Origin of the sequence: Pseudoglutamicibacter albus, assembly GCF_022346425.1 — a bacterium.
In the GTDB taxonomy this organism is placed as follows: Bacteria; Actinomycetota; Actinomycetes; order Actinomycetales; family Micrococcaceae; genus Pseudoglutamicibacter; species Pseudoglutamicibacter albus.
The window spans coordinates 140,647-160,277 of the sequence record NZ_JAKRCW010000005.1 but is presented as its reverse complement, the minus strand read 5'-3'; the positions used below and the strand labels follow the sequence as shown (position 1 = coordinate 160,277).

Sequence of the window (19,631 nt, the reverse complement as noted above, 5' to 3'; positions counted from 1 at the left end):
TTCTAATTTTTTTTATTTTTTTGTGTGGTTTTTTTTTTTTTTTTTTGTTTTTTGTTGGGGGGGGGGGGGGGGGGGGGGGGGGGGGTGGGGGGGGGGGGGGGGGGGGGGGCCCCCCCCCCCCCCCCTCCCAGCCACGCCCGTGTTAGTTGCTTCGCTGCGCGCTTGATACTGAGCTAGATGCTTTAGCAAGCGGGTCGCGGTTTCTATTCGTCGTCGATGGTGCACAGCACCTCGGAGGCGGAGACTGTCCCGCCAACGCTGACCTTGAGTTTCTTGATCACACCGTCGCGGTGCGCGGTGATCGGTTGTTCCATCTTCATCGCTTCAAGCACCACGACCAGATCCCCTTCGGAGACCTTAGCGCCTTCCTTGACGGCAACCTTGACGATCGTGCCCTGCATCGGGGAGGTCAAGTCATTGCCGGAAGCTGCGGCAGCTGCGCCGCCACGTGCACGCTTAGGGCGCTTCGGTTTGTGCTGGGCGCGGGCACCCGAACCGGAGCCGAGCGAGGCCGGCAGAGCGATCTCGAGCCGGCGCCCACCAACCTCGACCGTGTAGTGCTGGATGTCCTCGTCTTCTTCCTCAGCCGGGGTGGCTTTGGTGTAGGGCTTGATGGTGTTCTTGAACTCGGTTTCGATCCAGCGGGTGTGAACCTCGAACGGCTTGTTCTCATCCTCCGGGATGAACGCTGGGTCTTCCATCACGGCGCGGTGGAACGGGACCACGGTCGCCATGCCTTCGATCTGAAGTTCCTTCAACGCGCGGCGGGAGCGTTCGGCGGCTTCCTGGCGGGTGCGGCCGGTCACGATGAGCTTAGCGATCATCGAATCGAAGTTACCGGTCACGGTCTCGCCCTGCTCAACACCGGTATCCACGCGCACACCCGGGCCGGTAGGGAACGTCAAGGTTGTGAGGGTGCCCGGGGTCGGCATGAAGTTACGGCCTGGATCTTCACCGTTGATGCGGAACTCGAAGGAGTGCCCGCGCAACTCAGGGTCTTCGTAGCCCAGGGTTTCGCCTCGTGCGATGCGGAACTGTTCACGCACCAGGTCGATCCCGCTGATCTCTTCGGACACGGTGTGCTCAACCTGGAGGCGAGTGTTGACCTCGAGGAAGGAGATCACTCCGTCCTGACCCACGAGGAATTCACATGTTCCTGCGCCGACGTAGCCGGCTTCCCGCAGGATCGCCTTCGAGGATTCATACAGGCGCTGGTTCTGTTCATCCGTCAAGAACGGTGCAGGGGCTTCCTCAACGAGCTTCTGGTTGCGGCGCTGCAGCGAGCAGTCACGGGTCGAGACAACAACCACGTTGCCTTGCCCGTCCGCAAGGCACTGGGTTTCGACGTGGCGTGGGGCATCCAGGAAACGCTCGATGAAGCATTCACCGCGGCCGAAAGCGGCGGTCGCCTCACGCACAGCGGAATCGTACAGCTCCGGGATGTCGGAGCGGTCACGCACAACCTTGATGCCGCGGCCGCCACCACCGTGGGCCGCCTTGATGGCGATCGGGAGGCCGTGCTCGTCAGCGAAGTCGAGGACCTCCTGGGTCGAGGAGACCGGGTCTTTCGTGCCCGGAACCAGTGGAGCGCCCACCTTTTGCGCGATGTGGCGGGCCTGGACCTTGTCGCCCAACGCACGGATCGCTTCAGGGGACGGGCCGATCCAGATCAAACCGGCATCGAGCACAGCCTGGGCGAAGTCAGCGTTCTCGGCGAGGAAACCGTAGCCCGGGTGCACAGCATCAGCTTTCGCGCGCTGAGCGACCGAGATGATCTTCTCGATATTCAAATACGATTCGGTAGCGGAAGCCCCGCCCAGCGCGAACGACTCATCAGCCATGCGTGCGTGCATAGCGTTACGGTCAGAGTCGGCGTACACGGCGACGGACTTGATGCCCTCATCGGCCGCCGCGCGAATAATGCGGACAGCGATCTCGCCACGGTTGGCGATCAAAACCTTCGTCAGTTCTGGCATGAGCCTGGCTGCTCCTTACGTTGCATAGACTCTGTGAGCCTATCCGATATGTGGGGAACCTCCTGAATTCTCCAGGAATTCCCGCCCCAATTGGCCTGTATTTTGTGGGAACCCTACAGGCCGTTGCATTGCCTTAAGCCTACGACGACCCACGCGCCGTGGTCACTGCCCTCACTCGTGCGCAATCTTATGCACAGCCTTGTGCGCAGTCTTGTGTTCAGCGCGGCCACACGAGCGTGAGTGGTAGCCCCAGCTGGTTGAGCATGCGCCGCAACGCCGCAGGGGAGAGGCCAACCACGGCGTGGAAGTCGCCCTCGATGCCGTCGATGAGGGCAGCGGCTCGGCCATCGACCGTGAAAGCGCCGGCGCACGGCAACGGTTCCCCGGTAGCGATGTAGGCCTCAACTTCCTCATCGGTGACGAAAGCGAACCGGACCGTGGACGAGACGCACTCGGTAGCTTTCTGCCCTGTCTGCAGGTCGATCAAGCAATGACCTGAATGCAACACGCCTTCACGGCCGCGCTGGGAAAGCCACCGCTCACGGGCTGCTTGAGGTGTGTGGGGCTTCCCGTACGCTACGCCTTCGAATTCAAAGACCGAATCACACCCTAAAACAAGCCGCGAACCGGTCGGGTTGCGGCTTAAGGTTTGGGCGACATCGGCGGCTTTCGCTTCAGCCAGTAACTGTGCTTGAGCAGCAGGCGTCAGGTGCGCTTTAGCCTCTGCGGTGGCCGCGGCGACCACAGCATCCTCATCCACATCAGAGCCTTGCTGAGAAAAAGCGATGCCCGCAGCTGTCAGCACAGCGGCACGCCCGGGGGAGGTCGAACCCAACACGAGTGCTGCAGGCGCCTCGCTTGCAGAAAGTGAAGCATTTGCGGCGCAGGCAGGCACGGTGCCGGAAGCGTCAGCGACCAAGGTGGCCCTCCAAGCGTTCGGCACGCAGCGTGACAATCGAAGGGATCAGCAGGGGAGTGAGCTCAACGCCGGTCGCGACCGTGATCAGCTCATCAGCCAAGGCTGGGTTGCGAGCCAAGACAGGCCCGTGCGGATACGTCCCGTACACGGTGCCCTTGACGGCCCCTTCCGTGCCGTCGCCGTTGCCGATACCCTCGATCACATCAGCCAACGGCTCTGTACCAGCCGAGAGTCGCGTCTGGCCGCCATGGTTCTCAAAACCGGTGATCAACGCGTCGTTGCCGCTCACGCCACGGCGGCGGGTCACAATCTCACCCACTGCACGCGGATCCCGGCGCACCGTGTGGGCATTCAACAGCCCTAAACCTTCACGCTCGTCATTATCGTGGCCGACCGTGAACGTCTCACCCAGAATCTGGTAGCCCGCACACACACCGAACACGACCGCGCCGCGCTCAACAGCGCGGCTCAGCACGCCATCGGCGGCAAGGGCACGCACCGCGGCGGTCTGCGCGCCGTCTTCACCGCCACCCAAAACATAGATGTCAGCGTCATCCGGGACCGGGGCGCCTGGCTCGGCAACATGCTCGGTCACTTCGGCGCCGCGGCGGCGGGCACGCTCGGCCAAAACCATCGCATTACCGCGGTCACCGTAGATCCCCAGCAACGACTGATACACGTTCACGATACTGAGTGAGCGGCCAGCTAATTCCAGCGGTGCGGCTGCACTGTTTGTTGGGGCTGTACTGCTTGTCGAACTCATGCTGCCCGTCGTGTTTGGGTTGTTTTTCGTGCTCACTTGGCGCCTCCCATACGACGCAAAACCTGAAACGGAGTGTAGGTAGCAATAACATCGAGGGTCGCATCCGGATCCTCAAGCATTGAGCCTGCGGTCTCAATGGCTGTACCGAGGTCCTTGATGGTTTGACACTCAACGCCCGCGTAATCGAGGCGGACGGCAAGATCAAACGTGTTCCGGCCGGTCGCGATCACTTTCCGGCCTCGCAGGGACTCAAACTCAACATCCCACAGCCACGAAACATCCCGGCCGTCAGCAAGCACCGAATCGATCGCCAGGACCAGCGGGTCACTCACACCCAGCGGCAAAGACTCAGCCCAGCCGGCAGGGTTCTTCGAAAGCATCAACCGGCACTTCACGCCGTGAATCTCGTTAAGCCCGAAACGCCCGGCAGGAGCCTGGACCTTACGCATCCCCACCAACGCGGTCTGAGTATCCACACCCAGCTCACGCACGGTAGCCAACGCGACAGCGGCGTTACCCACGTTGAAACGGCCCGGGACATTCAACTGAAGATCCAGCTCGCTACCGTTGGCATCGCGCACAGTTTCACCGCGGACCACAATCGTGGAGTCCTGCTGGTGGCGGCCACAGCCAGGGCAACGCCACGTACCGGCAAATGTGACGGTCCCGGAATCATCGACCTCCGGGTTTTCACGATCCAGAACCGTGTCACATCCCGGGCATAACACCGCGTCATCGTTCCATACCGAGCCAGGGTTGACCCAGACCGTCTCACGGGCGGTCTCAGCGGCCCACGCAACCAACGGCTCCTCCGCGTTCGCGATCACGAGCGGGCCGTCCTCACCGGCTTCCTCGAGCGCGTTACGCCACGCACGGGCCAGCCCCTTGATTTCGTGGTTGCGGTCCAACTGGTCACGCGAGAAGTTCAACATCACCAGAATCTTCGGCTTACCAACCTTCACCAGGTCAGCCACTACGCGCTCATCGACCTCCAACACGGCAAGGTCCGCTTTCGGGGCCTCTGACAACGCAGAGGCGATACCGCGATGTAGGTTTGCGCCATCGGCGTTTGTGACCAACCGGGCGGCATCCTCACCCAACGCCTCACGCACAGCGGATGCGACAAAGTGGGTGGTTGTTGTCTTGCCGTTCGTGCCGGTGACCGCAACGATGGTGCGGCCGGCGAGCAACTGCTCAAACGCGCGCGGAGCCAAGCGGGTGAGGATTGCGCCCTGAATCGATTGACCTGAGCCGCGACCCACCAACCGGGAACCGAGCCGCGCGGTGCGGCCTGCGAACGTAGCGAAAGACAAACGCGCACGGTCCAAGACCGGCATGCCGGCCCTCGCGCGAGGATTGGATGCGGGAGGTTCGGGTAGATGCTGAGAAACCATAGGTTCTATCTTCCCACGTGGGGAAGCGCCTTTCGGCACTTCCCCACGAGGGATCACAGGTTGACTCGGTCACAATACGGCCTGCGGCCGGCGGGGCTGTTAGCTCAGCTCCCGCCGCAGCGAATCCAGGCCCATGCCGCCGAGCTTCAGGGCGCGGGTGTGGAAGTCTTTAGCGCTGAACTCATCACCTTCGCGTTCTTCGACCTCCGCGCGGATCTGCATCCAGATCTGCTCACCGATCTTGTAGGCCGGAGCCTGGCCTGGCCAGCCCATGTAGCGCAGCCACTCAAATTCGATGCGGCCTTCGGACTCGAACACGTTCTTCTTCAAGAACTCAAGGCCCTTCTCAGCGGTCCAGACCCCTGCGCCCCAACGCTGCGGGACCTCGAAGCCGCAGTGCAGACCGATATCGAAGACGACGCGGGCGGCACGCAGACGCTGGCCCATGAGCATCCCGAGGCGGTCGCCTGGATCTTCGAGGTAGCCGAGCTCTTCCATGAGGCGCTCAGCGTAGAGGGCCCAGCCCTCACCGTGCCCGGAAGTCCAGGAGAATTCGCGGCGGAAGCTGTTGAGCTCATCCGAGTTCATGGTTGAGGTAGCGATCTGCAGGTGGTGGCCTGGGACGCCCTCGTGGTAGACGGTCGAGGTTTCCGACCACGTCGTGAACGTGTCCTCACCCGCTGGCACGGACCACCACATGCGGCCTGGGCGGGAGAAATCATCGGATGGGCCCGTGTAGTAAATGCCGCCCTCATTGGTAGGGGCGATCATGCACTCGAGGCGATCCATAGGCGGTTCAATATCAAAGTGGGTTCCGGCAAGCTCCCGGACAGCCTTATCCGAAAGCCCCTGCATCCATTCGCGCAACGCATCCGTGCCGTGCAGCTGGCGTTGAGGGTCCGCGTTGAGAGCCTCCATCGCTTCTTCGATGGAGGCGCCCGGCTTGATCTGCTCGGCGACTTCCTCTTGCTCTGCGATGATCCGGTCGAGCTCTTCAACGCCCCACTTATACGCCTCTTCCAGATTGACTTCAGCGCCAAGGAAGTCACGCGATGCGAGTGCGTAGTATTCGCGGCCGCACGCGTCTTCTTGGCGGGCCGATGGGCGCAGAACGGTGGTGAGGTAGTCAGCGAACTCGGCATAAGCCTTCCCCGCATCAGCTGCTGCCGTTGCGAGAGCCTCGCGGGCGGAATCATCGAGGGACGCCGGTGCCGCGATCTCGGTGAGTTTGGCGAAATAGCCGTCCTCAGCTGCGTATGCCGCACACTGCTCAGCGACGATGTCCACCTGGCGAACCGCTGGAGCCTTACCGTTGGTACGCGCCTCTTCCAGAGTTGCGCGATAACCAGCCAACGCCTCCGGGATGTGGGTTACACGGCGAGTGATCACGGCCCAGTCCTGGGCGGTCTCTTGCGGCATGAGGTCCAGTAGTGAACGAATACCTTGGGCGGGGGAAGCGAGGTTATTGAAATCCGGTACCCCGGAATCCAACAGCTCAAGTTTGACCGTGAGGCGTTCGTTCATGATGTCGAGCGTTACGGCATCTGCATCATCGACCGGTTCGATGCTTGAGATCTTCTGCAGCGTCGAAGCGTAGAGCTCACGCTCCTGCGCTGTACCGGCAGGGGAATAGTCCGCGTAATGGTCGGGGGCGTCCGGGCTCCCGATGCTCACGAGGTGTTCAGGTACGAGCTTGCCGAACGCGGTCATAAATTCCTCGGCAACGGCATCGATCGCCGAAGGGGTACGTGGTGATGTAGGTGTAGTCATGAAACTAGCCTAAAACGTTATCGCTCTAAATGAGAGCTCGGTCACGGTTGGCCGCGTTCCGCTGAGGGAGGAACCGGCTCACACGGTCCGGCCCGCCCAGGGCACGCAGCGCGTACAGGATGCACGCGAGGTCCACGACTTCCTGCAGTAGCGCGCCGAAGGTTGCCGGGATGAACCCGAACGCCGCGAAACCCATGAGGCCCAGCGAGAGGGCGATACCGATGAGGATCGCGGTGATGGCAACCTGGTAAGTCCATTTACCGACGTCGACTGCGCGGGCCACCAGCGAGATGTCTTCGCGGGTGATGACGGCGTCGGCGGATTCACTAGCGGCAGATGCGCCGCGGGCACCCATCGCAACACCCACGCCAGCGGCTGCAAGGACGGGGGCGTCGTTGATGCCGTCACCCACCATGAGGGCCGGTTGCTGCATCTGGGTGATGCGGCTGACCTTATCTTCAGGCAGAAGATTGCCGGCGATGGAACTGACGCCGATGTGTTGCCCGACTGAATCTGCAGTGGCCTGGTTATCGCCGGTCAGCAACGCGATATCGCTGATTCCCAGTTCCGTCAGGGCCGTGATGGTGCCGGCTGCTTCTGCGCGGACCTCATCGGCCATGAGGATAATGCCGCCTAGTCTGGCATCAACGCTGATGTATACAGCGGTTTGCGAAGCGTGCAGGTCAGGCTGTGAAACCTCACCGGCGACTTCCTCGATAAAGGTCTTCTTGCCTACGCGAACGTTCTGCCTGTCAACGATGGCGCTCACGCCGTTGGTGGCGATCTCGCTGGCATCGTGGGCTTCCAACATCGCGGTCCCGCGTTCTTCAGCGGCTTCGATGATGCCATCAGCCAGAACGTGGGAGGAGAACTGCTCCGCGGTTGCCGTGAGTTGTAGCAGGCGAGCCTCATCGATTCCGTCAGCGGGAATGATCCGGTCGATGCGGGGGCGGCCGAACGTAACGGTGCCCGTCTTGTCGAACGCGGCCGATTTTGCACGCGATAACGCCTCGAGGGTTGCGCCTCCCTTCACGATCACGCCCAAGCGCGAGGCGCGCGACATCCCGCCCATGAACGAGACCGGCGCACCGATCAGTAGCGGGCATGGGGTCGCCAAAACCAGAACTTCAGCGAAACGCACAGGATCGCCTGAGAGCGACCACGCAATACCCGCGACGATGAGGGACACGATCGTGAACGGGACAGCGAAACGGTCTGCAACCCGGACCGTTGGTGCTTGCTGCTGTTCGGCCTCGCGCACCAGCTGAACAATCCGCTGGTACTGCGAATCCTCAGCGGTCGCGCTCGCGCGAATGCGGATCGCTGTGTGTCCGTTCACGGAACCAGACATGAGGCGCTCGCCGCGGGTCTTCGTCACGGGCAAAGGCTCGCCTGTGAGGCTCGCTTCATCGACCGAGGCGTGCTCATCGAGCAGTTGTGCATCCACCGGAACCACCTCAGAGGGACGAACCATGAGGGTATCGCCCACCTTGACCTCTGTGACTGGAACGTCTTCAAGACCCAGCCCCGCATGTTCTTGGCCTGTTTGGTCAGGCCCTGCGCTGTCGATGCTGTGCTGCGCACCGACTGTGTTTTCCGGGGTGATGCGGTGGGCGGTATCGGGCGCGCGGTCTACGAGTGCTGTGAGTTCGCGTTGAGCCCTGGAAGCCGCGTAGTCTTCGAGCGCTTCACCGCCGGTAAGCATGAGCGCGATGATCGTGGCAGCGACGTATTCGCCGACCAGTAGCGAGGAGATCATTGCGACAACCGCGAGGATGTCGAGGCCGAAGTTGCCGCGCAGTACGTCCCGGATCATGTCGATGGCGGTCACGAGGATGATGATCGAAACATAGACGGTCGCGACCCACTGGGCGGCAGGACTGCCCAAGACCCTCAAGGTGACAACCACCGCAAGCGCGATCAATGCCGTGCACGCAAGAAAATATTTCTGTGCAAAACCTATGAATCTGCCCATGAGTCAATAGTTCGCTAAAACCCTGACGGTTTCTAGCGAAGAAAGGCTAACCATAGTGAACGCAGGCTCACTTCATCTATACGCGGAGCGTCTAGGTTCATATGGACTAAGTAATTCTCGTGTCTGAAATTCTTAGCTAAGGTGATGGTCAGATACGGTGATGTAGGTCACGCGCTGACGCGGGAATGTGAGGCTGGTTACGGCCGCACAGGAACTTGGCCAGCACCACTGCACGCCGAGAAGAAAGCCCTAACTAACGTGAGGAGTGGACCTGATGTTCATTGCGCCAGCCGCAGTGGTTCGAGCCACAACATCAGAAGACATGGCTGTATCCCGCGAGCAAGCCAAGACCTGGCGCTCCGAAGGCATGGGGATCCCGGACCGCTTCCTCACGGATGCCGCGCTTGCGGATCTCGCCGCCACGGCCGAATCCCTCGGTAACGAAACCTTCGTGCGCACCATCGCCGCGGTGCAAGCCGCACGCAAAGGCGACTACGGGACCATCCCGAGCATCGAATCAGCTGAAGCCCTCTTCAAGCAGTTCCTCGCCGATGACAAGATCGACGGCTGGGTCTATGTGCAAGAAGAAGACGGCTACCTGCACCCCTACCTTGTAGCTGATATCAAGTTTGAGCACGCGGACATCTCCCGGGATGCACGCGTCAAGATCACGATGGAAGCGGACAGCCCCACCGTGCAGCGCCCATCCAAGACGCCGCGGTTGCTGTTGCTGGAAGACTCCGCGATCGTGGGTAAAACTCCCGAGCAGGCGCTGACCGCCCAGGGTGCCTTCCATGAAACTGAAGAGCTCAAGACTGCATATCAGAAGCGCCGGGATGTCTATCAGGACATCATCGATAACGGTTTTGCCCAGCAGTTCATGTTCACAGGGACCGCGATCCGCACCGAAGACCACAAGTCGCCTAAGAACCGCACCAACCGCAAGGTCGTCCAGGATGTGAAGCCAGGCTCGATCGCCCCGCTGCGCACCGGGTCCCCGTCCGTCCTGGCTGATAACACCGACGGGCAGGGCATGGGTGAAGTGCCCGTCGTCACCGCTGTCGCTGTCTTCGACCTCGCAGCGCAAGACTACATCGACGTCAACGTTGGCGACCTCACCCCGTACGAATACGACGAAAACCTGCGCGAGAAACTCGTGTTGCCACAAGAACAGGTTGAGCTACTCGACATCCTGACCTCAGATATTTCGGTGTTCACCGGCGACATCATCGAAGGTAAATCCGCAGGCAACGTGATCCTCGCCCGCGGCCGGCCAGGCGTGGGTAAAACCTTGACAGCGGAAGTCTATGCCGAGGTATCGCACCGCCCGCTGTACTCGATCCACACCGGAACGCTCGGGATCAACCCGGAATCGATCCGTAAAAACCTCGAGACCGCATTCGAACGCGCCAAACGCTGGGATGCAGTGTTGTTGCTCGACGAAGCAGACGTGTTCGTGCTACAGCGCGGGCTTGAGCTTGAACAGAACGCGATCGTCGCTGAGTTCCTGCGCACCCTCGAGTACTACGACGGGCTGCTCTTCCTGACCACCAACCGCGTGGACGGGGTTGACGAAGCGATCCTGGCCCGTTGCGCGGTCGTGATCGACTACGACCTGCCAAGCCGCGAAGACGCCCGCACCATTTGGGGCATGCTCGCTGAAGGCCACGGAGCCAACCTCGGGGATGAGCTGCTTGACACCCTCGTGGAAACCTTCCCGAACATCACCCCGCGAGACATCAAGATGATCCTGCGCCTCGCGCTACGCATTGCCGCCTTCCGCAAGGACGAGGCGAACCTCGAAGCGTTCATCACCGCCGCGAAATACCGCGGCATCCACCCCGCATAAGCCACCGTCACGGCATCAACCCGGGTGCCGCAGCGGATCAGCAAGACCAACCCAAACCGCTTCAACTGAAACCCCGGATTCAGCTGAATAAGTTTCAACCACTAGAAGGAGCAATCATGGCTACTCATCACACCCAGGCATCTGAAGCCCGCGCCGCAGACTCCGGTGCACAGGCATCAGCCCGCTTCAAGGACCGCGCTGCCGCACATCGTGGCGATCAGCCAGTTGACCACGAGCGCGTCAACCTGCTGGCCGGTAAGGCTATCAAGGCGTTGACCGACATCGTCTACGAAGACAAGGTCTCCTACGACGAATACAACGCTTTGAAGTCTTGGCTCATCAAGGTTGGTGAAGACGGCGAATGGCCACTGTTCCTCGATGTGTGGATTGAGCACGCAGTTGAGGACGTAGCAACCGAGCACCGAGAAGGCTCCAAGGGCACCATCGAAGGCCCGTACTACGTCGAGGACTCCCCAGAGTACGAATGGGACGCCAAGATCCCGATGCGCGAGGACGAGCCAGGCACCCCGTTCCGCTTCAAGTCCAAGGTCACCGCGGTTGATGGCACCCCGCTGTCGAACGCGAAGATCGAGATGTGGCACGCGGACGAGTACGGCCTGTACTCGCAGTTCGCACCAGGCATCCCAGAGTGGAACCTGCGCGCAAGCTTCCTCGCCAACGAGGACGGCGAATTCGACATCAAGACCATCCGCCCTGCGCCTTATCAGATCCCAACCGAGGGGGCATGCGGTCAGCTGATTGAGGCCGCCGGCTGGCACGCATGGCGTCCAGCGCACATCCACGTCAAGGTCTCCGCACCGGGATATGAGCTGCTCACCGCGCAGCTGTACTTCCCAGGCGATGAGCACAACGACGACGACATCGCATCGGCAGTCAAGCCGGAGCTCATGCTCGATCCGAAGCCATCGAGTGACGGCGAAGGTGAAGAGGTCCAGTACGACTTCGTTCTCGACCCAGAGCGCTGATCCGTACAGACCGCTGACCTAGCTAAGGCGTTGGGCGACGCCTTGCGGGTGAGGTGGGAGAGTGGCTCCGACCGTGGAGGTCGGGGCCACTCGTATTTAAAATCAAAGGCTTTCATACTGTTTGCTCGCTGGTTGATACACGCTGTGTTTCAAAGTCGCTTTAGTTTCTATATTTATCCATTATGCAATCTATTTGACGTGTCGCTTGGGGCAGTTTTGTAGCTTGAGAAACCTTGGGAACATGCGCGTCTAATTGCTTCAATCTTTAGTCCATGTAAAGCGATCCCCACTATTTTTGAATAAAAGAATGTGTATTCTGTGCAGATTCATGCCGGTTGATTAACTGTTAGCTTGGTCTCAATCGCACGTTCTGTGATGTGCGTTACACCAGGAGGCAAAACCGTGCAGTTTCATATTTCCGGATATTCAACAGGCGATCCGCTCGAACAGCCAGCGGCGGGCTATGGCGTGGATAGGCCCGAGGAGCTCCCAGACACGATGGATGTTCTGGTTGTAGGGTGCGGACCGGCAGGCTCGATCGCGGCAGCACAGCTCTCGCAGTTTCCGAACGTGAACACTCGCCTGATCGACCAGCGTCCACACCGCCTCGAGCTCGCCAACGCGGACGGCGTGCACTCCCGCACCATGGAGACCTTCCAAGCCTTCGGCTTCGCTCACGAGATCTTCGCTGAGGCCCACGAGATTACCGACATGGCGTTCTGGGTTCCGGACCCGCAGAACCCAGAGAACATCATGCGTGAAGTCAGCACCGCCGAACTTGGCCCTGAATACAGTGAATGGCCGATGATGCTCATCACGCAGGTGCGCATCATCGATCACTTCAACCGGTTCATGCGCAACTCCCCAACCCGCATGAAGCCTGACTACGGTTGGGAGTTCGTTGACCTCGAGGTCGCGCCCGAGTCTGCTAAAGAGGAATACCCGGTCACGGTCACCTTGCGGCGCAACGGTGGGCCAGAGGACGGCAAGGAACGCCAGGTCAAAGCCAAGTACGTTGTGGGCGCCGACGGGGCGAAGAGCAAGGTGCGTAAATCGCTCGGCTATCGTCTTCGCGGTAACCAGGCTAACCACGCGTGGGGTGTCATGGATGTCTTCGCTGACACCGACTTCCCGGATGTGCGTAAGAAGTGCACCATCAAGGGCAACTCGGGCCGTTCGATCCTGCTCATCCCGCGTGAGGGCGGCTTCCTGGTGCGCTACTACGTCGACCTCGGTGAGGTTGCAGAAGACGATAACCACGCAGTGCGTGAGACCCCGCTGCAGACCGTGATCGATACCGCGAACGAGATCATGCACCCCTACAGCATCGACGTCAAAAACGTTGTGTGGAACACGATCTACGAAGTCGGCCACCGTGTATCCGATCACTTCGATGACCGCGACTCCACCTACACTGACGGAGATCACCCCCGCGTGTTCATCGCAGGCGACGCATGCCACACCCACTCCGCTAAAGCGGGGCAGGGCATGAACGTCTCGATGCAGGACGGCTTCAACCTCGGTTGGAAGCTCGGCCACGTGGTTTCCGGTAACAGCCCAGATGAGCTGCTGCGCACCTACGCCGAGGAACGCAAGGACATCGCCCACCGGCTCATCGAATTCGATAAAGAGTGGTCCACCCTCATGGCGACCCCGGCAGACCAGCTGCCGGACCCGCAGACCGTGCGCCGCTTCTATAACAAGACCGCGGAGTTCAACGCCGGCTACCTCACCGAATACGAGCCATCCATGCTCACCACCAATGACGAGCATCAGGGCCTGGCTACCGGATACCCACTGGGTAGGCGCTTCCGGTCCGAGATGTGTGGGCGGGTGTGCGATCTGGTCCACACCCACATCGGGCATGAACACACAGCTGATGGGCGCTACCGCATCTATGTTTTCGCTGATGCAGAAATGCCCGGCGAATCGGAGCGTCTCAACGCGTGGGCGGACTGGGCGCATGAGCACCTCGATTCGAGCTTGTTCGATGTCAAGGTGATCTTCCAACAGCACTACCGTGCATTCGATATGCGGCACGTGCACCCGGCATTCAAACCGCGCGTGGGAGACTTCCAGTTGCTCAACATGGAAAACGCGTGGGGAACCCTCGAAGACGTCGACATCTTCGAAACCCGCGGCATCTCCCGGGACGGGGCGGTAGTGGTGGTCCGCCCAGACCAGTACGTAGCCGGTATCTTCCCGCTGGATCAGACCGATGAACTCGCAGAGTTCTTAGGCCGGACCTTCAACGACGTCAAAGCTAAGGCTTCAGCTGTGAAGGCGTAACCGCAATCCACCAACGCTAAGGGCGCCGCATCCATGCAAGGATGCGGCGCCCACTCTCGCTGACGCGCAGGCTGCTGAGACGCAGGGTGTGCGCTTTACAGGTCGACGCGGTAGCGGGTGAGTTTGTCTTCGTCGATCTCAGCGCCCACGCCAGGGATGTCACGGACTGCGATGCGCCCGTCGATGATCTCGATCGGGTCGGCGAGCAGGTCATCTGCCATGTCGAGGAAGTTAGACAGCTCGCCGGCGCGTGCCGATGACGCCTTGTGTGCCGCACCGAAGGCCACCGTTGCCAGGGAGCCGATCTGGGTGTCGATCTGGTTGCCCATCGTCACGTCCACGCCGAGGCCCGTGCACAGCCCAAGGATTTCGGTCGCCTCGGTGAAGCCGGAGCGTGCGGTCTTGATGCAGATCGCGTTGCAGCCACCGGATAGCAGCTCGCGCGATGCGTCCCCTGCGGTCGGAACCGACTCATCGCCCACAATCGGGATGCGCGAGTGGGTCACCAAGCGGCGGCGGCCCATCGCCTCCTTCGCGTCATTCGGTTCTTCGAACAGCGTGATCGGGAGGTCCTCGATCTGCCGCAGAACATCCATCGCCTGGTTCGCGGTCCAACCGCGGTTGGCATCCAAATAGATCTCGACGTCGTCGCCAAGGTGCTCAACGAGCGCGTGGCAGGCCTCAACATCCTCACTGACAGGCAGCCGGCCCACCTTGAGCTTGAACGTGGTGATGCCGTACTTCTCACCGAACATCTGGGCTTCCTCAACCAGCTCAGCGGCTGGTTTGAAACCGAGCATGTGGGAGACCCGCATCGAGTCCGTGTAGCCGCCCAAAAGCTTGTGCACGGGCTGTTCGGTGATCTTGCCCGCGATGTCCCACAACGCAATATCGACGGCACCTTTAGCGACCTGATTGTGGATCGTGCGGTGCATGATCGCGCGCACCTTCTCACGATCCAACGGGTTCAAACCGATGATCTCCGGCGCGAAAACCTCGTCGATGATCGTCTTGATCGAATGCTGGGTTTCCCCGTAGGTATAAGGCCGCGGAGGGGCATCCGCGACACCCGTGACGCCGGCATCAGTGTGGATGCGCACCAGCACGTGTTCAGCGTTGTGCACCTCGCCGGAGGCGAACTTGAGCGGCTTGACGTACGGGATGTTGTACGGGATCGCCTCGATGCCAGTAATTTTCACGGTGTCCTCCCACGGTCTGTAGGTTTTTGGCTTGTGTATTTGCGGTTGCGGCTGGAAATCTCCGGTTGAGGCAATGTAGCCGCCGCGTCGATAGTGGTGGTGATGAAGTTCTCTGCGATAGGGGTCAGCGCATCACCCTTCCACGCGATGCCGAGGCTGACCGTGATATCGGTCTGGAGCGGACGAAGGATGATGGATTCCTGGAACGGGTAGTGCGCTGAATATGGTACGAACGCGACCCCGATGTTGGCGGCCACGAGCGCGTTGAGTGTGCTGGTTTCGGTTGCGGTCTGCACCACCCGCGGCCGGAAGCCGTGTTCGCGGCACGCTTGATGCGCAAGGGATGCAACAGCGGATGCGCGCGGATAACTCACGACGTCGATGTTCATGACGTCCTCGGGGCTGACCGGCCCGGAGTCTTCGGCGAGGGGATGGTTGCGGCTGATCGCCAACGCGAGCCGGGTATCCATGATGGGCTTGTAGTTGAGTTCATCGGATGAAATAGGCGGCCGCAGCACCGCCAGGTCCATCCGGTTATCGAGCAGGGCCTGCTCCATGTGAGGGGTCAGCAGTTCACCGAACACTTTGAGCCGCACCAACGGATAGCGGTGGTGGGAGAGCCGGATCGCAGCCGGCATGAGCTCGTGGGTCGCACTGCCTGTGAACCCGACCCGCAACACACCGGCTGAGCCGGCGCCGACATCGGCCACATCGCTTTGGGCTGACTCTACGGCAGAAAGAATCCCGGTTGCGCGTTCAAGCAGCAACTCCCCGGCAGGGGTCAGATCAACCCGACGCGTCGTGCGCTCAAACAGCTGGGTTCCGAGTTCTTGTTCGAGCTGCTTGATCTGTGCTGAAAGCGGCGGCTGAGCGATATGTAGGCGTTGCGCGGCGCGTCCGAAGTGCTTTTCTTCTGCCACCGCAACGAAGTACCGCAAATGGCGTAACTCCATGGGTTCTCTCCGTTCCGTCGAGGCAGTGATACTCGGTCGCGTCATCGTCGGCGCACCTGGCTGCGTCTGCGGAGGCCGGGGCGTCGAGTCCGGTGACGTATCTCACCTTAGATTCAGCTGGGTGGACTTGTGAAAGACTTTTATGAACCCTACTCATATAGCACAAGTATCAATGCCGGTGGTTTAGGTACTTCAGACTACGGTAAAGGGTGAATAGGGTGAAGCCTAGATACCCCAAGTTTCGATAGGCACAAGTTTCGATAGATACAGGACTTGTTAGGCACAAGCCTTGTTAGGCAGAAGACTTGGTACACATATACGAAGGAGATCACGATGCTGTTCCTCGCCCGCATGGACGTTAACTTCCCGGAAGATATGGACCCGGACACGATGGCCGATTTTCAGGCACGAGAGAAGGCCTACTCCTCTGACCTGCAGAACCGCGGCATCATGAAGGGCATCTGGCGCGTGGTAGGGGAGTACTCCAACTACTCGATGTATGAGGTCGATGGACACGACGAGCTCCACGCGATCTTCCAGGGCTTCCCAATGTTCAAATACATGGACGTCAAGGTGACCCCGCTGGCAACCCACCCGAATGCAACCAAGGACGACTTCTTCGCCCCTGCAACCGGGAACTGATGCCCGGGCATGAGCCGGAGTTAAACGGGCGGGCCCCAGAGAACACGTTCTCTGGGGCCCGCCCGTTTTAGTTCAGTGCGTTGTTAGCTCAGCACGTTCCGTCTGACACGTAGCTGATTAGAACGCTGGGATGACGGTTCCGTCTTTCCAGTTGTCCTCGATGAACTTCTTGACTTCATCCGAGTGCAGCAGGTCATTCAGCTTCTGGATGTTCTCGTCGATCTTGGTGGACTGGCGGACGACCAGCAGGTTGGCGTACGGGTTGTCTTCAGGCTTCTCGAGGAACAAGCCGTCCTTGGACGGGGTCAGCCCGCCTTCGAGTGCGAAGTTACCGTTGATGACTGCACCGTCGAGGTCTTCCATGACGCGCGGCAGGGTAGCGGCATCGGCTTCTACGAACTTGATGTTCTTAGGGTTCTCGGCAACATCGTGGGTCGTTGCAGAAACAGCCTCGACGCCGTCCTTGATCTTCAGCAGGCCAGCGTCTTCGAGCAGCTTCAGCGAGCGGCCCATGTTGGACGGATCGTTAGGGATAGCGATCTTGGCTCCGTCCTTGATGTCTTCGACCTTCTTAGCCTTGGACGAGTAGAGGGCCAACGGCTCGATGTGGATGCCCCTGAAGTGGGAGAATTCGTAGCCCTTCTTGTCGATTTCTTCTGTCAGGTATGGCTCGTGCTGGAAATAGTTGGCGTCGATATCGCCGTCATTGAGTGCCTGGTTAGGCAATGCGTAGTCGGTGAACTCCTTGATCTCAAGATCGAGGCCTGCGTCCTTGGCGAGGTTATCGTCCACGAACTTCAAGATCTTCGCCTGCGGGACCGGGGTCGCGCCGATCGTCAGGACCGTGACGTCGCCGTCTTTCTTACCGACGCTGTCTTTGTCGTTGCCGCCCATCAGGCCGCATCCGGCAAGGCTCACGGTGACTGCTAGCGCGGCGGTTCCTGCCGCGAACTTACGAAAGAAGCGCATTCTTCTCCTCCGAAGGGTTGAGCAACCTCAGGCAGAACTGAACCTGAGGAGTGATGGTTAGCGGTGGTTGACGCGGCGTGCGAGCCAGTCACCGAACATTTGAATAGCAATAACGATGGCGACCACCACGATGATGCACGCGATCATCGTGTCAGTCTGGTACTGGCTGTAGCCGTAGTTCATCGCAAGCGCGCCGAGGCCTCCGCCGCCAACCGCACCGGCCATCGCGGTATAGGAAACCAGCGTGACTGCAGTGACGGTCGCAGATGAAACGAGCGCGGGCAGCGCCTCGGGGATCAAGACTTGCCGTACGATCTGCCCGTTGGTGGCACCCATCATCTGTACGGCTTCGATCTTGCCTGTTGCGACCTCCCGCATCGCGCTTTCAGCGAGCCTGGCAAAGAACGGGATCGCACCCACCGCGAGCGGGACCACAGTGGCTTCCCACCCGATTGCTTTACCGACCATGAAGCGCGTGAACGGGATCAGCGCGATGATCAGGATGATGAACGGGATCGAACGCCCCAAGTCCACGATCGAGCTGATGATGCGGTGGATCACAGGGTTCGGGGCGAGCCCGCCTTTGGAGGTCATCCACACCCAGATCCCCAGCGGCAAACCGAGGATGATCGCAAACGCCGAGGAGAACACGGTCATCAGCAGTGTCTCCTGGGTTGCTGGCCACAGCGAATCCTGGATGACGGGGTTGTTGAACCACGTTTCACGCTCGGCGGCGAGCACCTGGGTTGGCGCTACCTTCAGCGGTAGCGCGGTGTGGGCTTGTGCGGCAATTGTGCTCAGTTGTGTCATCATGCGGCTTCCTCCACGTGGATGCCACGCTCAGTTAGTGTGCGTCCTAGCACGCGGGTGGCTTGCGCGTCGGTGCTGCGGATGCGCATACGGCCCACGTCCAGGCCCGCGATGCGTTCCAACGTTGCGGCTTCGACTTCCACGATCGGGGTTCCGGCGCGTTGAGCGGCATCGAAAACCTCCGCTGCGGAGAGGCCTGCGATGCTGATCTCCAGCATTACGGTGGCGTCCTCGGCGTCACGGATCGGTGCCGACGGCAGTGGGATGAGTTCGCGCGCCAGCGTCGAAGCAGGGGCGGAGAGCACCTCACGCAACGATGCGGTGTGCTGATTGCGGCCCTCAGCAAGCAAGGTCACCGAGTCGCAGATTTCACGCACCACTGACATTTCGTGGGTGATGATCAGCACGGTGATACCCAAGTCATCCCGTAGCTGCTTGATGAGGGCGAGGATCTGGGCGGTCGTGGTTGAGTCGAGTGCCGAGGTCGGCTCATCGCACAACAAAATCTTAGGTTCAGTTGCCAACGCACGTGCGATACCGACGCGTTGACGCTGACCACCCGAGAGCTGGGCGGGATGGTTGTCCTCACGGCCTTCGAGACCAACAAGAGTGATCAGTTCGCGGGCCCGCTGCATCGCCTGCTTCTTCTTGACCCCAGCGATCACCAGAGGGTGCGCGATGTTCTCCAACGCGGTCTTGGAATCCAGAAGCTCCGCGTGCTGGAAAACCATGCCGATCGAACGGCGGGCCTTCCGCAAACGTGCCCCAGTGTAAGCGGTGACGTCTTCGCCGTTGATCTCGACCGTGCCAGAGGTTGGGGTTTCCAAACCAGTCAGGCACCGAATCAACGTCGACTTACCCGCCCCAGAGCGTCCAACGATTCCGTGAATCAGGCCGGACTCAACGTGCAGATCGATGCCGTCTAAAGCGGTAGTGCCTGCGAACTCTTTACGCAAGCCTTTCAACGTAATCATCGGACCCTCCCTTCTAGATACTCTTGCTGACTCAATGCCATTGCCCGCGACACTGTGTTCTTCGGGATACTCCCGGTATTCTTCGCGACACCGCCGCGCGCGCGTGTGTGGGAAACATAAACATTTCCATAGGAAACGCGTGATCCATAAACTGGATGATTCT

15 protein-coding genes are annotated in these 19,631 nt (G+C 60.4%); 4 read left to right on the top strand and 11 right to left on the bottom strand.

Annotated elements, in window-relative coordinates; translation table 11 throughout:
* Window positions 1-203 precede the first annotated feature (203 nt).
* From MHJ63_RS04965 to MHJ63_RS04940, 6 genes are all read right to left on the bottom strand, one after another.
* The gene (locus MHJ63_RS04965) at window positions 204-1,976 is read right to left on the bottom strand and encodes an acetyl/propionyl/methylcrotonyl-CoA carboxylase subunit alpha (RefSeq protein WP_239446401.1); all 1,773 of its coding nucleotides are present in this window, start codon (window positions 1,974-1,976) and stop codon (window positions 204-206) included.
* A gap of 217 nt (window positions 1,977-2,193) precedes the next feature.
* The gene (locus tag MHJ63_RS04960) at window positions 2,194-2,895 is read right to left on the bottom strand and encodes a Maf family protein (protein WP_239446400.1); all 702 of its coding nucleotides are present in this window, start codon (window positions 2,893-2,895) and stop codon (window positions 2,194-2,196) included.
* Window positions 2,885-3,694, bottom strand: coding sequence for a type 1 glutamine amidotransferase (locus MHJ63_RS04955; RefSeq protein ID WP_198020672.1), 810 nt, complete (start codon window positions 3,692-3,694; stop codon window positions 2,885-2,887). Before MHJ63_RS04955 ends, MHJ63_RS04960 begins: the two co-directional genes overlap by 11 nt.
* Window positions 3,691-5,052, bottom strand: coding sequence for a Mur ligase family protein (locus MHJ63_RS04950; protein ID WP_239446399.1), 1,362 nt, complete (start codon window positions 5,050-5,052; stop codon window positions 3,691-3,693). The genes MHJ63_RS04955 and MHJ63_RS04950 overlap by 4 nt, the downstream gene beginning before the upstream one ends.
* A gap of 99 nt (window positions 5,053-5,151) precedes the next feature.
* Window positions 5,152-6,822 carry a DUF885 domain-containing protein gene (locus tag MHJ63_RS04945; RefSeq protein WP_239446398.1) on the bottom strand — a complete coding sequence of 557 codons (1,671 nt, stop codon included), beginning with the start codon at window positions 6,820-6,822 and terminating at the stop codon, window positions 5,152-5,154.
* 25 nt (window positions 6,823-6,847) lie between these two features.
* Window positions 6,848-8,710 (bottom strand): heavy metal translocating P-type ATPase, encoded by a 1,863-nt coding sequence (locus MHJ63_RS04940; RefSeq protein ID WP_239446397.1) that lies wholly within the window; start codon window positions 8,708-8,710, stop codon window positions 6,848-6,850.
* Window positions 8,711-9,071: 361 nt separating this feature from the next.
* Between MHJ63_RS04940 and MHJ63_RS04935 the strand changes: the two genes are divergently transcribed.
* From MHJ63_RS04935 to MHJ63_RS04925, 3 genes are all read left to right on the top strand, one after another.
* Window positions 9,072-10,646 carry an AAA family ATPase gene (locus tag MHJ63_RS04935; RefSeq protein WP_239446360.1) on the top strand — a complete coding sequence of 525 codons (1,575 nt, stop codon included), beginning with the start codon at window positions 9,072-9,074 and terminating at the stop codon, window positions 10,644-10,646.
* A 116-nt stretch (window positions 10,647-10,762) separates the two neighbouring features.
* Window positions 10,763-11,632, top strand: coding sequence for a catechol 1,2-dioxygenase (gene catA, locus MHJ63_RS04930; protein ID WP_239446343.1), 870 nt, complete (start codon window positions 10,763-10,765; stop codon window positions 11,630-11,632).
* Between the two features lie 402 nt (window positions 11,633-12,034).
* A complete protein-coding gene (locus MHJ63_RS04925; protein WP_239446323.1) occupies window positions 12,035-13,921 on the top strand; it encodes an FAD-dependent monooxygenase in 1,887 nt (628 codons plus the stop codon).
* 95 nt (window positions 13,922-14,016) lie between these two features.
* On the opposite strand, the gene MHJ63_RS04920 is transcribed toward MHJ63_RS04925, so the two are convergent.
* Together MHJ63_RS04920 and MHJ63_RS04915 are read right to left on the bottom strand one after the other, a co-directional pair.
* On the bottom strand, window positions 14,017-15,120 hold the full coding sequence (locus MHJ63_RS04920) for a mandelate racemase/muconate lactonizing enzyme family protein (RefSeq protein ID WP_239446322.1): 1,104 nt from the start codon (window positions 15,118-15,120) through the stop codon (window positions 14,017-14,019).
* A complete protein-coding gene (locus MHJ63_RS04915; protein WP_070490678.1) occupies window positions 15,117-16,073 on the bottom strand; it encodes a LysR family transcriptional regulator in 957 nt (318 codons plus the stop codon). Before MHJ63_RS04915 ends, MHJ63_RS04920 begins: the two co-directional genes overlap by 4 nt.
* 333 nt (window positions 16,074-16,406) lie before the next feature.
* Here MHJ63_RS04915 and catC point away from each other — a divergent pair, with 333 nt between their 5' ends.
* Entirely contained in the window at window positions 16,407-16,715 is a 309-nt protein-coding gene (gene catC / locus MHJ63_RS04910) for a muconolactone Delta-isomerase (RefSeq protein ID WP_070490679.1), read from the top strand.
* A gap of 117 nt (window positions 16,716-16,832) precedes the next feature.
* On the opposite strand, the gene MHJ63_RS04905 is transcribed toward catC, so the two are convergent.
* The 3 genes from MHJ63_RS04905 to MHJ63_RS04895 are packed head-to-tail and all read right to left on the bottom strand — an operon-like array spanning window position 16,833 to window position 19,468.
* Window positions 16,833-17,684 carry a MetQ/NlpA family ABC transporter substrate-binding protein gene (locus MHJ63_RS04905; RefSeq protein WP_070490680.1) on the bottom strand — a complete coding sequence of 284 codons (852 nt, stop codon included), beginning with the start codon at window positions 17,682-17,684 and terminating at the stop codon, window positions 16,833-16,835.
* Between the two features lie 57 nt (window positions 17,685-17,741).
* Window positions 17,742-18,497: a methionine ABC transporter permease gene (locus MHJ63_RS04900; protein ID WP_239446321.1), complete on the bottom strand. Its 756-nt coding sequence runs from the start codon at window positions 18,495-18,497 to the stop codon at window positions 17,742-17,744.
* The gene (locus tag MHJ63_RS04895) at window positions 18,494-19,468 is read right to left on the bottom strand and encodes a methionine ABC transporter ATP-binding protein (protein WP_239446320.1); all 975 of its coding nucleotides are present in this window, start codon (window positions 19,466-19,468) and stop codon (window positions 18,494-18,496) included. Before MHJ63_RS04895 ends, MHJ63_RS04900 begins: the two co-directional genes overlap by 4 nt.
* Window positions 19,469-19,631 lie beyond the last annotated feature (163 nt).